Genomic DNA, 14731 nt, shown 5'->3' with positions numbered 1-14731 from the left:
AAGCCAATTTTGGCCAAACCGTTACTTTTGGCACAAAGTTTGAAAAAGGGTACAAAACAGTGGTTGCAGCCGGTCAGCAGAGGTTGCCGAGGTACCAGGCGTAGGTGTCACGGAGCCCCTGCACAAGCTCGATGCCGTGCCTCCAGCCAAGCTGGTGGATGCGGCTTACGTCGCTGAGTTTTCGGGGAGTGCCGTCCGGTTTGGAGCTGTCGAAGACGATCTCCCCGGTGAAACCGACCACCTCCCGGATCTTTTCGGCCAGCTCCCGTATGGTCAGCTCCTGCCCGCTCCCTATGTTCACCGGTTCCCATCCCTCGTAGCGCTCCATGAGAAAGAGCGATGCCCGCGCCACGTCGTCCACGTGGACGAACTCGCGGTAAGGGGTGCCGCTCCCCCAGACGGTGACGCTCTGGCTGCCGGAGACCTTCGCCTCGTGGAACTTCCTCATCAGCGCCGGGAGCACGTGCGAGGAGTCGAGGTCGAAGTTGTCGTTGGGGCCGTAGAGGTTCGTCGGCATGGCGCTGATGAAGCGGGTGCCGTACTGGCGGTTGTAGGACTGGCACAGCTTGATTCCCGCTATCTTGGCGATGGCGTAAGGCTCGTTAGTCGGCTCCAGCGGACCGGTCAGAAGCGCCTCCTCCCGGATCGGCTGCGGCGCGAGCCTCGGATAGATGCAGGTGGAGCCCAAAAGCAAAAGTTTGATGACCCCGTTCAGGTAGGCGGAGTGGATCACGTTGTTCTGGATCATCAGATTGTCGTAGATGAAGTCGGCCGGGAAGCTGTTGTTGGCCGCGATCCCGCCCACCTTGGCCGCGGCGAGAAAAACGTATTCCGGACGCTCCGCCTGGAAGAAGGCCAGCGTATCCGCCTGGTTGCGCAGGTCAAGCTCACGGCTTTCGCGCAGCAACAGGTTTCGGTAGCCAAGGCGAGCGAGCTCCCGCACCAGGGCGGAGCCGACCAGGCCGCGGTGGCCGGCGACGTAGATTTTCGCGTCTTTATCCATCGCTTCTATCCCCCTCCCCCCACTCTCAATACGAGGAAAGGATCTTCTCGATGATGCGGCTCGTGGACCTGCCGTCGACGAACTGGATCAACTCCACGCGTCCCCCGCGGGCCTCCACCACCTCGCGCCCGACCACCCCTTCGATGCTGTAGTCGCCGCCTTTCACCAGGATGTCCGGCCCAAGCGTCTCGATTACCTTCAAGGGGGTGTCCTCGTCGAAGAGCACCACGTAGTCGATGCAGTCCAACGCCGCCAGGATGTGGGCCCGCTCCGTCTCCTCGATGAGGGGGCGCTTCTCCCCCTTGAGGCGGCGGACCGAGGCGTCTGTATTTAGCCCCACCACCAGGATGTCCCCGAGCCCCCTCGCCTTTTGCAGGTACTTCACGTGCCCGACGTGCAGAAGGTCGAAGCAGCCGTTGGTAAAGACCACCTTCTTGCCGCGGGAGTGCTCGCGGGCTATGGCGTGCGCCAGGACGTCCAGGTTCTTGATCTTGGAGTCGCTGTCCTTAGCACCGTGCCCCACCTCCGCGACGATCTCCTGCGGGGCGACCGTCGAGGTACCGAGTTTGCCGACCGCGATCCCCGCCGCCACGTTGGCGATCCAGGCTGCGTCAGCCATGGTGAGGCCGCAGGCAAGCCCCAGCGAAAGGACCGAGATCACGGTGTCCCCGGCGCCGGTCACGTCGAACACCTCGCGGGCCACGGTCGGGATATGAACCGCCCCCCCGGCCGCCGGGAAGAGCGACATCCCGGCCTCGCTGCGCGTGATGAGAAGCGCGTCCAGCTCCAGGCAGGACAAAAGCCCGCTCGCTGCGCACTGCAGCGATTCCTGGTCCGTGATGGCTACCCCCGAGGCAATTTCCGCCTCCTTGCGGTTCGGGGTCAGTATGGTGGCGCCGCGGTACTTGCCGTAGTCGTTTCCCTTGGGGTCGACCACCACCGGGATCCCCAGTTCCCTGCCGCTGCGGCAGACCGCCGAAAGGACCGCCGGGGTCAGGACCCCTTTCAGGTAATCCGAGACCACGATCACGTCGAAGTCGCCGCTTCGGGCGGCAAGGTAGTCGATAATCCCCTGCTCGCTGGCGGCTGCTATGGACGACTTGGTCTCCCGGTCGATCCTGACGATCTGCTGGTTCGCCGCGAGCACGCGCGTCTTCTTGCTGGTCCTTCTCTCGCCTTCCTCGAAAAGCCCTTCCAGTCCCGCCCCTTTCTCCTCCAGGGCGCGGCGCAGGAGCGCTCCGTTCTCGTCGCTACCAATCACCGAGCAGACGCTGACCTGGCATCCCAGGGCGGCGAGGTTATTCACCACGTTGCCGGCGCCGCCGAGACGGAGGTCTTCTCTGGCCACCTCCACCACCTGCACCGGGGCCTCCGGCGAGATCCGTTCCGCCCGTCCCCAGAGGTACTCGTCCAGCATCAGGTCGCCGACAACGAGGGCCCGGATCGAAGTGGCCCGCTCGAAAAAGGATTCTACTTCCCTACGTTCCACAAAACCTCCAGAAACCCGTTCAAGGTTCAACGTTCAATGTTCGACAGACGGCTAAGGCTAAAGGTCATATCTGTCTTACTATCTGACTTCGTCCTGAAAACCGCTCAAGGTTCAACTTCAATGTTTGACGAATGACTTAGGCTAAAAGCCATTGTGCCCTTACGATCCGACTTCGTCCGCAACTTAGGTTACTGAGGGTTATGCCTTACGTTCCGATGCCTTCAGGAACCTTATGAACCCGTTTAAGATGTTGCTGATCTTGTTACAACGCGCGATTACCGCCTCAAAGGCGGCATGATCGAAATATCCGATGTCGAGAGCTGCATAGGTCAGGCTTTTCACCTCGGAGAGGGAACCGCGAGAGACTATAAGGTACTGCACGAACTCCCTGTTGCTGCCTCGGTCGAAACCTTCTGCAATGTTCGACATGACCGAAACCGTGGCACGCTGGATCTGGTCTTTAAACCCATAATCCCTGCAATTATCGAGTAGTTTATATACCTCACTCACCAACAAACGAGCTTCTTTCCAAGAGTCAACATCCTCAAAGCGCTCAATTTTCACGCCCCCCCCCGGAACAATAAAAGCACACAGAAGCTGAACGTAGAACATTGGAACAGGTTTGCTTCAGATTCTCCCGTCACGCATCATGCGACAATATAAAGGAGGAACAATCTGAACGTTGAACGTTGAACCTTGAACGGGTTCTAGATCCTATCCAGTATCCCCGCAGCCAGAAGGGGGATCATGATCTCGTGGTGGCCGGTGACGGTGTAGCCGCGGCTCTCACCGGAGGTGGGACGCTTCACCACGTTGGTGAGAGGACGGTAGTGCTGCTGCATGTCGAAGTTCGCGGTGGTGAAGTGATCGACGTGATGCCCGAGGTTCTGCGCTATGGAGAGCGCCTTCAAAAACACCTCGGGAAGGAGCACAGCGCTCCCGATGTTCAGATAGACCCCGCCGTCGCCAAGCTCTGAGACGACGGAGGCGAAGGTGCGGAAATCGGTGAAACTCGCCGCCCCCAAGACGGCCCCGTCGGCGGACGGGTGCTGGTGCGTGATGTCGGTGCCGATGGCGACGTGCACGGTGACGGGGATCCCGTTCTTGACGCAAGTGGCCATGAGGCTCTGCTCGCGGTAAGGGAGCTCGCGCTCCAGGATCATACTCCCTAACGACTCGCCGTGGCCCATCCCCTGGGCCACCCCTTTCTTGAGCGCCTCGTTGATCTGACTCCCGGTCTCCTCGGCCATGCCGAAGTTCCCCGCGTGGAGCACGGCCCCCACATCCTCGCTGGTGGCGCCGATGAGGGCGATCTCGAAGTCGTGGATGGAACCGGCACCGTTGAGTGCCACTGCGGTAACGACGCCCGCCTCGATCAACGATTTAAGCACCGGCTGCAGCCCGCACTTGATGACGTGCCCCCCCATCGCCATCACCACCGGCTTCCCCTTCCGGCGCGCCGCGACCACGGCGTCGATCACCCGGTTCAGGGACTGGGAGCCCAACTGGTTCGGCATCGCGGCCAACAGGTCGGCTACAGTCATCCCCGGCCGCACCGGCAGGGCGAAGTCGTCCTTGACGTTCATCTTGTTCTTCCGCGTGGCGAGGGGGTAGGTGCTGACACCTGAGAAATCGAGCGGGCGGTATTTCTTCACGAGCTATCCTTTTCGCATTTTAGCGCCGGCTGCCAACTCCGGAACTTCGGCTGGCCACCGAACGCGCCCCTGGGAGAATGCCCCTTCTAGACCTTGTAGAAATCCCGGTACCAGGCGACGAAGCGGGCTATTCCGTCCTCGATGGAGGTGGCCGGCTTGAAGCCGACGTCCCGCATCAGATCGTCCACGTCGGCGTAGGTCGCCGGGACGTCGCCGGCCTGGATCGGAAGCAGGTTCTTCTGCGCCTCTTTCCCCAGCGCCTTTTCCAGCACCTCGATGAAGCGCAAGAGCTCCACCGGGTTGTTGTTCCCGATGTTGTAGATCTTGTAAGGGGCGTAGCTCGTCCCCGGATCCGGGGTCGCCCCGCTCCAGCCGGCTTCGCCGGGAGGAACGCTGTCGATCACGCGGCTTACGCCTTCCACGATGTCGTCGACGAAAGTGAAGTCGCGCTGCATCTTCCCATAGTTGAAGACGTCGATCGGCTTCCCCTCCAGGATCGCCTTGGTGAAAAGGAACAGCGCCATGTCGGGACGCCCCCACGGTCCATAGACGGTGAAAAAGCGCAGCCCCGTGGTGGGGAGCCCGTAAAGGCTGGAATAAGTGTGGGCCATCAGCTCGTTCGCCTTCTTGGTGGCGGCGTAGAGCGAGACCGGATGGTCCACGTTGTGGTGCACCGAGAAGGGCATCGTGGTGTTGGCGCCGTAGACCGAGGAGGACGAGGCGTAGACCAGGTGCTTCACCTTGTTGTGGCGGCATCCCTCCAGGATGTTGATGAAACCGGAGATGTTGCTGTCGATGTAGGCGTAGGGGTTCTGGATCGAGTAGCGGACCCCGGCCTGGGCGGCCAGGTTCACCACGGAATCGAACTTCTCTGCGGCAAAGAGGCGGGCTATCCCCTCCCGGTCCTCAAGGTTCATCCGCACTAAGCGAAAGCCCGGCTTCCCTTCCAGCCTCGCCAGCCTCCCCTCTTTCAGGCTGACATCGTAATAGTCGTTCAGGTTATCGAGCCCAACCACCTCGTGCCCCTTGGCGAGGAGCCTGTGGGAAAGGTGCGAGCCTATGAAACCCGCTGCGCCGGTAACAAGTATCTTTGTCATCTGACCTCCAGAAATTGCCATATTGAAGGGAATAAAACATCATCGTCACTTGCAAACGCTTCCGCTGGTGCGGCACGGCTGCAGCAGCATCTCCTTGACCGCCTCGAACACTTGCTCCGGCGTGATCCGGTTCATGCACTCCAGGTAGTTTTCATTGGCGCACTTGCGGCTGCGGCAGGGAACGCAGGCCACCTCGCGCGCCTGCATGACCCTGTGCCCCTCCCCCACCGGGCCGGTCCTCTCGGGATCGGCCGCGCCGAAAAGCGCCACCACTCGAGTACCCACCGCCGTAGCGATGTGCATCGGCCCCGTATCGCCGGTGACCAGCAATGCGGATTTCTGCAAAATGGCTCCCAGTTGCAGCAGAGAGGTTTTTCCGGTCAATACTACAGGGGAGGACGTCGCCTTAGCCACAATCTGGTCCGCGAGGACAGTATCGTCTGCACCGCCGACAATAATGACCTTCGCCCCAAGCCGCTCAGAGAGAAGGTCGCACAGCCCGGCAAAATGCTCCACGCCCCACCGGTTCACCGGGTGGCTCGCCCCCGGGTTCACTGCCACCACGTCCCTCCCCTCCAGCCACAGCGGCCGGAGGAGATCGGCAGCAAAGGCTTCGTCTTCCTTTCCTACTCCGATTTGAAGCGAGATCTCGCAGTTCGCCGGTTCTATCCCCAGGGGCTTCAACGTCTCCAGATGGTTCACCACGGCGTGCACGATCCTTCTTTTCGCCTTATGGTAGACGAGGATTCGGCTGGGAAGAGCCGCACTGGCCAGGAGCCACCCCTTTAGGTTGCTGCGCTGGAAGTTCAGCACCAGATCGAACTTCTTTTCCCTGATGCGCCGCCAGAGCTGAAACAGACTGCCCCAACTGCTGTGCTCCCCCTTTCTGTCGAAAACGATGACGTCGTTCACCAACGGATTGTGGCTGAAAAGCGAGGCGGTCCCCCTGGAGCTGACCACGAGGGTAACCCTTGCCGACGGATAGATCCCACGCAGTGCCCGCACCACAGGCGTGATAAGCAGGAGGTCGCCAATGGCGCCCGGCTTGATAATCAATATGTTCATCCGTCCTCTTCTGTTGAAGCAGGGGCAGCTGCCCCATGGTAGCCATCCTGTTGGCACCAAAATGCAAGTCAACCTGCCAGCGTTGCCATAGCGGATCTGCCTCCGATTAAGCCGCTCAGCCAAGCGATGGTCGGATCAATGGCCCAGCACGCGGCTGGTCCATTCCAGCATCCTGGCCACGCCCTCGGAAGCGGAAACCCGTGGCTGCCAGCCGATCAAAGCGGCGGCCTTGCCGATATCGGCCACGAAGACCCGCTGGTCGCTCTCGCGGGGGGCGAGCTTCAGGTAGTCAAGCGCCCCCCCGATGTGCCCCTGCAGCAGCTCGAACAGCTCCAGAAGCGACAGGCTGTTCTCGATCCCCCCCCCGATGTTGAAGACCTGGCCGCGTAGCAGCTCGGCGCGCTCCAGCGCCCCGAAATAAAGGGTGATCATGTCGTCGGCGTGCAGAACATCGCGCACCTGCTTACCGGTCCCGGAGATCGTGAAAGGCTCCTTAAGCAAACCGAGTCTGGTCTCCGCCGCCTTTTGGCAGAACCAACCGATCCACCCCTGGTCGTAGGTGGCAAACTGGCGCCCCCCGTACATGCTGGAGTGCCGAAATACGGTGGTCTTCAGGCCGAAGATGCGGGCGTAGTCGAGCATGTATTGGTCGGCGCCCCCCTTGGAACAGCCGTACGGCGAGTGGAACTCAAGCGGAGTCGACTCGTCGAACCCGTTCGGCCTGTCGCTGCAGACAAAGCGCGTCTCGGTCTCAGCATAGCTGTACTGCTCCAGGTCTCCGTACACCTTGTTCGTCGAAGAATAAAATACGCTTGCCTCCGGCGCGAACAGGCGGACGGCCTCCAGGAGGTTGTGCGTACCCACTACGTTGACCTCGAAATCCATGCGGGGATTGGCAATGGAGGTTGTCATCGCCACCTGTCCAGCAAGATGGAAAATGGCGTCAGGCTGGAACTCCTGGATCAACCGAGTGACATCATTTTGGTTGCGGATGTCACCATGGATGAAATGAAAATGGCCCTGTGTTTCAAGCCACTTCCGGTTGGCCACGGACCCTTGCCGGTACAGGCTGTCAAAGACGACGAGTTCGTCCCCGCGCTTGAGCGCGTGTGCTGCCAAATTGCTTCCGAGAAAACCGCACCCGCCGGTTATCAGTAATTTCATGACATGCTCCCTTCAGCTTCACTGCCGTTTTTGTCTTCCTGTTGCTGGTAGGCTACGGTGCGCGCAAGCCCTGCCGAGAGATCCACAGTTGCCTTCCAGCCAAGCCGCTCAAGTGCAACGATGTCCGCAACTGAGTGCATGGCCTCGTTTTGCCGGTACGGGAGCGCGCCGAAGTTCAGTTTCGTCGTCGATCCGGTCAGCCGGCCGATCATCTCCACCAGGGCGCGCAGTGATACTGTTTGCCCGGATCCCAGTGGATAGTCAGCGCATGCCGGCTCAGAGCAGCCCGTCTCCTGAAGCAGGAGTAGATAAGCGGAAACGACGTCATCGATGTAGATGAAATCCCGTTCCTGTTCCCCCTTGGTGAGCTTCAGTTCCGGCACTCCCTGGCGACAGCTCTTGATGACATGGGAGACGAATTTGCCGTCATCGTCCCCTGGCCCATAAAAATGCTCGAGCACCACGTTCACGAAACGGATCCGTCCGCTCTCCGCCGCAAGCTTCCCCCACTCCGAAAACTGCTTCTTGGACAGGGCGTAGGCGTTGATGCCCCTGTACAGGCTGGTATCGGTATTGATAAACCGAGCGGTTCCATGACTGCATGCGGCTTCCAGAAGACGTAACGGAAAGGCCACGTTTGCTTCGCAGATCTCGCTGGAACTCTCGCCCCGGCGGCCGTAGCAGGTGGCGGCATGCAGCACCGCGTCGAGCGTGCCGTGCTCCCGGAACGGGTCGGCCAGGGGGGACCGGTCCAAATCGTAAAGGGCAATCGAAGAGAGCATCCCCTTCAGCCGCCGCGTATCGGAAAAACTGCGCTTCAAGACGATGACCTGGTGCCCCTGTCGGAGCAGGGCTTCTACCAGACGGCTTCCCAGGAAACCGGTCGCACCGGTGACGAGGATCTTCATGCCCCAGCAACTTCCCTGATTTTCTCGATCATCTGCGCGAGCATGGCTTCCGTCATCCCCGGATAGACGCCGATCCATAAGGTGTCGTTCATGATCCGGTCGGTGTTGGCAAGAGACCCAGCCACCCTATAGCCTGTGCCGCTTTTCCTCATCTCGTCGAAACAGGGGTGCTTGATCAGGTTCCCGGCAAAGAGCATCCTGGTCTGGATGCCGCCCCGCTCCAGGTGGGTGACGATCTGGTCGCGGTTCAGGCCCGCATCGGGCCGAACGGTCAAGAGAAAGCCGAACCAGGAGGGGTCCGAGTTTTCCGTGGGCTCCGGGAGTATGAACCGGCCTTCGAGGTCGGCGAGCCCATCGCGCAGTAACTGCCAGTTCCGTCTCCGCGCGGCGCCGAATCCTCCGAGCTTATCGAGCTGGGCACAGCCGATGGCGGCCTGCATCTCGGTCACCTTCAGGTTGTAGCCGAAATGCGAATAGACATATTTGTGGTCGTAGCCATAGGGGAGCTCGCCGAACTGCTGAGTGAAGCGCTTGCCGCAGGTATTGTCACGGCCGGAGGGGCACCAGCAGTCACGCCCCCAGTCGCGCAGCGATTCGACCACCCGCTTTAGCGTGGTGTCGTCGGTGTAGACCGCTCCACCCTCCCCCATGGTCATGTGGTGTGGCGGATAGAAGCTGGAAGTCCCCAGGTGCCCGATGGTCCCGGTGTGGCGCCACTCGCCGCGGTGGAAATAGCGGGAGCCGAGTGCATCGCAGTTGTCCTCGATGAGCCACAGGCCGTGGCGGTCGCAGAACGCCCGGACCTTCTGCAGATCGAAGGGGTTTCCCAGGGTGTGCGCGATCATCACCGCCCTGGTCTTCTCGGAGAGGGCGCTTTCCAGCATGGAGCAGTCGATGTTGTAGGTGGGGAAGGTGACATCCACGAAAACCGGTACGGCGCCGTACTGGATCAGCGGGGCCACAGTGGTGGGGAACCCTGCGGCCACGGTGATCACTTCATCGCCGCGGCGCACCTGGCGGTCGCCCAGCAGGGGGGAGGTGAGCGCCATGAAGGCCAGCAGGTTCGCCGAGGAGCCTGAGTTGGTCAGCGAACAGTGCTGCACCCCGAGGTAATCGGCGAACTCCCTCTCGAATTTCTCCGCGTATCTACCGGCAGTCAGCCAGAAATCGAGGGAAGCGTCGGTGAGCGCGGTTATCTCCCGTTCGTCAAAGATCCGCCCGGCGTAAGGCACGCGATCACCGGCGGCGAAGGGCTTCTTGTCGGCATGCCGAAACCGGTAGTATTCGACTGCGGCAGCGATGGCCTTTTCCCTCAGGATCTTTTCTTTGTCTTTGGCTGTTTCCATTCACCCCTCGTTTGCTTGCACTTCAATGCAGGTTTTCGCGCTTCAGCTCCCGGCGTATGCCGTTATCTGTTGAAAACAAACCTCGCGCAGGTCCTCGTCGTTTAGATAGGCCCGGGTCCAGTCGACGATCCTCTCCAGAGCCTCCTCCAGCTTCCAGCGCGGCTGCCAGGCGAGCTCGCTGCAGGCCTTCGAGCAGTCGAGTTTCAGGTAGTGCGCCTCGTGGGGATGCTCCCCGTCGTCGACCTGGTAGGATGGGTCCCCACCCCAAACGGCGCAGAGGTTGCGCACGATCCATTCCACGGGCTTGGCATCGTCATCGGACGGACCGAAGTTCCAGGCCGAGGCGAAGCGCGGCCCCTCCTCGTAAAGGCGCTGTGCCAGCAGCAGGTAGCCGCTTAAAGGTTCCAGGACGTGCTGCCAGGGCCTGATCGCGTGAGGGTTCCTGATCCTGATCGGTTCACCGCGCATCAGCGCGCCAATGGCGTCGGGTACGAGCCGGTCGGCAGCCCAGTCGCCTCCGCCAATCACGTTTCCGGCGCGTGCGGTGGCGACGGCAACGCCGTGGCTTTGGTAGCTTGCAGGGTTGAAAAAGGAGTTGCGGTAGGCGGAGGTGACAAGCTCCGAGCACCCCTTGCTGTTGGAGTAGGGGTCGTACCCCCCCATCGGCTCGTTTTCGCGGTACCCCCAGATCCACTCCCTGTTTTCGTAACACTTGTCGGTGGTGACGTTGACCACCGCCTTGACGCCCTGGCAGCGACGCACCGCATCCAGCAGATGGACCGTTCCCATGACGTTGATGCCATAGGTCTCGACCGGATTCAGGTAGGAATCGCGCACCAGCGGCTGGGCGGCCATGTGGATCACGATCTCCGGAGCCGCGGCCTTGAGTGCGGCGGCGAGCTTTTCGGCATCCCGGACATCGCCGATGACAGAATCGACAGTTTCCCCGACCCGACAGAGTTCGAAAAGACTCGGGACAGTCGGCGGCGTCAGGGCGTACCCCGTGACCTGCGCTCCCAGCATGGAAAGCCAGAGACTGAGCCAGCCCCCCTTGAACCCGGTGTGCCCGGTCAGAAACACTTTCTTGCCGCGCCAGAAGCAGCTGTCCAGCAGGCCCCCTTCCTCACCGTGTCTCTTCACTACCATAATTTCCACGGGGCCTTCCCGCTCTCCCAGAGATCTTCCAGGTGCATCTTGTCCCTGAGGGTGTCCATCGGCTGCCAGAAACCGCCGTGCTTGTAGGCCACCAACTCCCCCTCGGCTGCCAGCCTCTCCAGCGGCTCTTTCTCGAAGACGGTGGCATCGCAGGCGATATGGTCGATCATGCTGCGCTGCAGCACGAAGAAGCCACCGTTGATCCAGGCGCCGTCACCGACCGGTTTTTCGTGAAAGGAAGCTACGGAGTTGTCCGCGGTGAGGTGCAGCGCGCCGAAGCGGCCGGCCGGCTGGGTGGAGGTTACCGTCGCCAGCTTGCCATGCTGTTTGTGAAAGGCGACAAGCTCGGCGATGTTCACGTCAGCCACCCCGTCGCCGTAGGTCAGCATGAAGGTCTCTCCATCGAGGTACGGGGCCACGCGCCGCACCCTGCCGCCGGTCATGGACTCCTGGCCGGTATCCACCAAGGTGACCCGCCACGGCTCGGCGTACTGCTCGTGCACCTCCATGGAGTTGTTGGCGAAGTCAAACGTGACATTGCTCATATGCAGGAAATAGTTCGAGAAGTACTCCTTGATCACGTACCCCTTGAAGCCGAGGCAGATGATGAAGTCGTTGAACCCATAATGGGAGTAGATTTTCATAATATGCCAGAGGATAGGCTTCCCGCCGATCTCCACCATCGGTTTGGGCTTCAGCACCGTCTCCTCGCTCAAGCGTGTGCCCAGCCCTCCCGCAAGTATCACCACCTTCATGTTCCCTCCGCATCCAGTTCCAGACGACTATCATTACTCTAAAGCGAGTACCTTATCAAGAACTGTACTTTGCAAATACTTTGCGCATGTTATCAAACAACCTCATTACCGCCAGCCAGAGCAGACTTAACCTCACATAACGGCAACTCACCGGCTGCACACTCAGAGACTTCCAGGTCATACCGCTTGCCGCCAAAAGATGCTTCAGGCGTTGACAGTCCCCCTGGTTTCCCTGATGGAGAAACCTGGACATCAGTTGTTTCACAAGCCCAAAAGTGGTGATCCGGTGCACCAACCGAAGAACCATTCTGTGCTCCGGCGAGTCGGACCCGAAGACGTGCCGGGAGATGGTCAGGTACCCATCGATATCGAGCTTCACGCGCCGGTATCGCTGAGCAGGATCGCCAGAGTCAGGACAAAACGAGTCGTTACCGAGGCGACAGAGCACCAGAGGCTCCTTCAAAAAGCGAAACCGGGCCCCTTCGGCCAAGATGGCGAAAAGTGCATGGACATGCACATAGGCGCTGCCGACAAAGCGATCCTTCGACGGAATGCTCTCCCAGCGGTCCCGGCGAAAAACGATCACGGAAAGGAAGCTGAAAAGCCCCCCCAAATCCTTGCATTTCTCCAGATACAGGTGAAATTCATCAGGTTCCTTCGCAGTATCGCACGAAAAACTGTCAGGCAAGTCCGACCAACTCCCCGCGACCGGCGCTGCTGTTAAGGTCGCATCTGATTCAAAGCGGTCAAAGAGCAAGACATCGGGTTTATGCTCCAACTCACTGAGAACCCGCCGCAGTGACCCGTCACAAACAACGTCGTCACTGCCGAGAAACCAGCAGTATTCACCCTGCGCCAGGTCAATTACCTTGAGGTAGTTAAGATCGGGCCCCATATTTTCGGGCCAGCAGAAGCTGGTTACGTTTTGCCATTCATTACGAAGATCCTGAATCACAGTCGCCGTATCGTCGGTTGAAGAATTGTCACTGATGACGATTTCGACGCGCCCGTGCAACGCGGGATCGAGTTGACTGGTCAGACTTTTCAGTGTCTCCCGAAGGAGCGAATCCCGGTTGAAGGTAGGGATGCAGATGGATAAGAGAAAACGGCTGCAAGTCATTGCGACTCCTTAAAGCGGATCAAGTGGCGTCAATCGTGACGGTTCAGCCGCCGCGCTGTAAGCGGCAGCTGTCACCCTGGCAAAGGCATCCAGATCGAACAACTTCTCCCTCTCCTTGGCCGCAGACAAAAGAGAGGAACGCACCCCTTCGTCGGACCACACATCCCAAATGGCGCGTGCCATATCTTCAGTGCTGCCGGGATCGAACATCAAGGCCGCGTCCCCGGCCACCTCGGGTAGCGATGTGACGTTGGAACAGGCGATGGGACACCCGCAAGCCATGGCCTCCAAAAGCGGAATGCCGAACCCTTCGAAAAAGCTGGGGTAGACCAGCATACGGGCCAGGGAATACAGGACGGGCAGTTCATCGCGCTCAAGATAACCAAGCATCCGGACCCGGCCCTGGAGCCCCAGCTCTACGACCAGCCTCTCGATATCCTCCTGCCCGTTGCGCGCAATGCCGGTGAGGACCAGTCCACCCTCGAACTGGTACCGGTCGATGAGAAGCCTCAGCGCCCTCAACAGGCCCGTATGGTTCTTGTGCGGCCAAGAGGCCGCCGGAAAGTAGATAAAGGGTCGATCGATGCCGTATTTCTGCCGCAGCGCCGACAGTGCCGCCTGGTCTTCGATGCGCCTGAAATCTCGATCACACCCCATGTAGGCCACCACTATTTTCTCGGCGGGGACGCCGTACCGCTCGACCAAGGACCTCCTGGTGAATTCGGAGATGGTCAGCACCACCCGCGCTGCGGAAATGGCTGCAAGAACGCCCTCACGCCGCCTGCGGCACTCCGCCTCCCCGAAGAAGTCGGGGAAATACTCGTACTGAATGTCGTGTATGGTGACCACTATCGGCGTCTGCCCGGGTTTCAGGCTCATCATGGAGAACGGGTGATGCACCATGTCGAGCCCCAGTGCGTCGATCCGGGAGGTCAGCAGATCAACCCCGCAGGCGTGGCGCAACAGGCTGCGGATCCAGCGCAAGGGGCGGGGGTGGCGCCACCGGATGAGGCGCTCGTCGAAGTTCTCGGCATGAAGACGAAAATGCCCGGCGCTCCGTTCGTCGCACAGCAGCGAATACTGGTTCACCGGGTCCACGCGCTGCAAATGTTCCAGCAGGTTCCTGAAATAGACCTCCACTCCCCCCATTTTGCCGGGATTAAAGTTGACAAGGCTCAAGCCAATCTTCATGGAGCTCCCTCAAACATCTTTAAAATCGGAGACTTGAGATACCTCTTGAACCACCAATTGATCTGTTTGATGACGATGTAGTGCTTTTTGCCGACACTGCGGTAGAAGCGGGTTTGCTCCTCCCGCCACTCCTCTGCGGACACCTGGTTGCTGAAACCGTCCTCGTAGTAGTTGACCAGCACAGCGTCTATGAAGCTGGTGCGCTCCAGGCCGTAATCGGTGATCAGCCGGTAGGAGAGCAGGCGGTCGCTCATGATCCTGAAGCTGGTGTCGTAGCTCGGCATGACGTCGCGGCGGTAGAGGATCGCCTGGTGGCAAAGCGGCATCCCCTTCAGGAAGCGGTGCGGGGTCTTGAGGCGCTTTCCCTTGACGTAGCTCAGGGAACCGTCAGGAAACAGCATGTTGGCCTTTCCGTACTGAAGCACGCAACCCTGCGGGGCCTTCTCTGCGAGCTCAGCGACGTCCACCAGCAGTTCGTCCCCTGCATTCAAAAACATGATGAAGCTTCCCCGGCATAAAGCGGTCCCCTTGTTCATGGCATCGTAGATCCCGCCGTCGGGCTCGCTGATCCACCGGTCCACGGTACCCTCATGGGTGCGGATGAGGTCCAGCGTTGCGTCGGTGGATGCTCCGTCTACCACTATGTATTCCGTCTTCCCGGTTTTTCGGGGCGAGACGCTGTTCAGCGTCCGGAGCAGGCGCGCAGCATCGTTTCTCACCACAGTCACAATCGAAACTACCGGATTATCGCTCCCCATGCACTCTCCCTGCTCCATTCCCATC

14 protein-coding genes are annotated in these 14731 nt (G+C 60.2%); all 14 read right to left on the bottom strand.

Annotated features, from left to right (window positions below; genetic code table 11):
- Positions 1-73: 73 nt before the first annotated feature.
- Positions 74-1003, bottom strand: a complete 930-nt coding sequence (gene fcl, locus GBEM_RS04305) for a GDP-L-fucose synthase (protein ID WP_012529299.1) — start codon at positions 1001-1003, stop codon at positions 74-76.
- 25 nt (positions 1004-1028) lie between these two features.
- The gene (gene hldE / locus GBEM_RS04300) at positions 1029-2492 is read right to left on the bottom strand and encodes a bifunctional D-glycero-beta-D-manno-heptose-7-phosphate kinase/D-glycero-beta-D-manno-heptose 1-phosphate adenylyltransferase HldE (protein ID WP_012529298.1); all 1464 of its coding nucleotides are present in this window, start codon (positions 2490-2492) and stop codon (positions 1029-1031) included.
- Positions 2493-2690: 198 nt separating this feature from the next.
- Positions 2691-3056, bottom strand: coding sequence for a four helix bundle protein (locus tag GBEM_RS04295; RefSeq protein WP_012529297.1), 366 nt, complete (start codon positions 3054-3056; stop codon positions 2691-2693).
- Positions 3057-3199: 143 nt separating this feature from the next.
- The gene (locus tag GBEM_RS04290; protein ID WP_012529296.1) at positions 3200-4147 is read right to left on the bottom strand and encodes a hypothetical protein; all 948 of its coding nucleotides are present in this window, start codon (positions 4145-4147) and stop codon (positions 3200-3202) included.
- Positions 4148-4233: 86 nt separating this feature from the next.
- Positions 4234-5244, bottom strand: a complete 1011-nt coding sequence (locus GBEM_RS04285) for an NAD-dependent epimerase (RefSeq protein WP_012529295.1) — start codon at positions 5242-5244, stop codon at positions 4234-4236.
- A 45-nt stretch (positions 5245-5289) separates the two neighbouring features.
- Positions 5290-6309 carry a glycosyltransferase family 9 protein gene (locus GBEM_RS04280; protein ID WP_012529294.1) on the bottom strand — a complete coding sequence of 340 codons (1020 nt, stop codon included), beginning with the start codon at positions 6307-6309 and terminating at the stop codon, positions 5290-5292.
- A gap of 135 nt (positions 6310-6444) precedes the next feature.
- The gene (locus tag GBEM_RS04275; RefSeq protein WP_012529293.1) at positions 6445-7473 is read right to left on the bottom strand and encodes a GDP-mannose 4,6-dehydratase; all 1029 of its coding nucleotides are present in this window, start codon (positions 7471-7473) and stop codon (positions 6445-6447) included.
- Positions 7470-8381 carry an NAD-dependent epimerase/dehydratase family protein gene (locus GBEM_RS04270; protein ID WP_012529292.1) on the bottom strand — a complete coding sequence of 304 codons (912 nt, stop codon included), beginning with the start codon at positions 8379-8381 and terminating at the stop codon, positions 7470-7472. The genes GBEM_RS04275 and GBEM_RS04270 overlap by 4 nt, the downstream gene beginning before the upstream one ends.
- Complete coding sequence (rfbH, locus tag GBEM_RS04265; RefSeq protein ID WP_012529291.1) at positions 8378-9727, bottom strand: lipopolysaccharide biosynthesis protein RfbH; 1350 nt, start codon at positions 9725-9727, stop codon at positions 8378-8380. Before rfbH ends, GBEM_RS04270 begins: the two co-directional genes overlap by 4 nt.
- A gap of 42 nt (positions 9728-9769) precedes the next feature.
- Entirely contained in the window at positions 9770-10873 is a 1104-nt protein-coding gene (gene rfbG, locus GBEM_RS04260) for a CDP-glucose 4,6-dehydratase (protein ID WP_049762617.1), read from the bottom strand.
- Positions 10867-11637: a glucose-1-phosphate cytidylyltransferase gene (gene rfbF / locus GBEM_RS04255; protein WP_012529289.1), complete on the bottom strand. Its 771-nt coding sequence runs from the start codon at positions 11635-11637 to the stop codon at positions 10867-10869. The genes rfbG and rfbF overlap by 7 nt, the downstream gene beginning before the upstream one ends.
- Before the next feature lie 55 nt (positions 11638-11692).
- Entirely contained in the window at positions 11693-12757 is a 1065-nt protein-coding gene (locus GBEM_RS04250; RefSeq protein WP_012529288.1) for a glycosyltransferase family 2 protein, read from the bottom strand.
- Positions 12758-12766: 9 nt separating this feature from the next.
- Positions 12767-13948 (bottom strand): glycosyltransferase family 4 protein, encoded by a 1182-nt coding sequence (locus tag GBEM_RS20315; protein ID WP_012529287.1) that lies wholly within the window; start codon positions 13946-13948, stop codon positions 12767-12769.
- Positions 13945-14706: a glycosyltransferase family 2 protein gene (locus GBEM_RS04240; RefSeq protein WP_169308682.1), complete on the bottom strand. Its 762-nt coding sequence runs from the start codon at positions 14704-14706 to the stop codon at positions 13945-13947. Before GBEM_RS04240 ends, GBEM_RS20315 begins: the two co-directional genes overlap by 4 nt.
- Positions 14707-14731: the final 25 nt, after the last annotated feature.

Origin of the sequence: Citrifermentans bemidjiense Bem (assembly GCF_000020725.1) — a bacterium.
Taxonomy (GTDB): Bacteria; Desulfobacterota; Desulfuromonadia; order Geobacterales; family Geobacteraceae; genus Geomonas; species Geomonas bemidjiensis.
Note: the sequence above shows the minus strand (reverse complement) of the source record. Positions and strands in the feature narration are given on the sequence as shown.

Coding starts and splice junctions, on each gene's coding strand:
- fcl (WP_012529299.1), bottom strand. CDS start 1,003: ATGGATAAAGACGCGAAAATCTACGTCGCCGGCCACCGCGGCCTGGTC.
- GBEM_RS04285 (WP_012529295.1), bottom strand. CDS start 5,244: ATGACAAAGATACTTGTTACCGGCGCAGCGGGTTTCATAGGCTCGCAC.
- GBEM_RS04280 (WP_012529294.1), bottom strand. CDS start 6,309: ATGAACATATTGATTATCAAGCCGGGCGCCATTGGCGACCTCCTGCTT.
- GBEM_RS04275 (WP_012529293.1), bottom strand. CDS start 7,473: ATGAAATTACTGATAACCGGCGGGTGCGGTTTTCTCGGAAGCAATTTG.
- GBEM_RS04270 (WP_012529292.1), bottom strand. CDS start 8,381: ATGAAGATCCTCGTCACCGGTGCGACCGGTTTCCTGGGAAGCCGTCTG.
- rfbH (WP_012529291.1), bottom strand. CDS start 9,727: ATGGAAACAGCCAAAGACAAAGAAAAGATCCTGAGGGAAAAGGCCATC.
- rfbG (WP_049762617.1), bottom strand. CDS start 10,873: ATGGTAGTGAAGAGACACGGTGAGGAAGGGGGCCTGCTGGACAGCTGC.
- rfbF (WP_012529289.1), bottom strand. CDS start 11,637: ATGAAGGTGGTGATACTTGCGGGAGGGCTGGGCACACGCTTGAGCGAG.
- GBEM_RS04250 (WP_012529288.1), bottom strand. CDS start 12,757: ATGACTTGCAGCCGTTTTCTCTTATCCATCTGCATCCCTACCTTCAAC.
- GBEM_RS20315 (WP_012529287.1), bottom strand. CDS start 13,948: ATGAAGATTGGCTTGAGCCTTGTCAACTTTAATCCCGGCAAAATGGGG.
- GBEM_RS04240 (WP_169308682.1), bottom strand. CDS start 14,706: ATGGGGAGCGATAATCCGGTAGTTTCGATTGTGACTGTGGTGAGAAAC.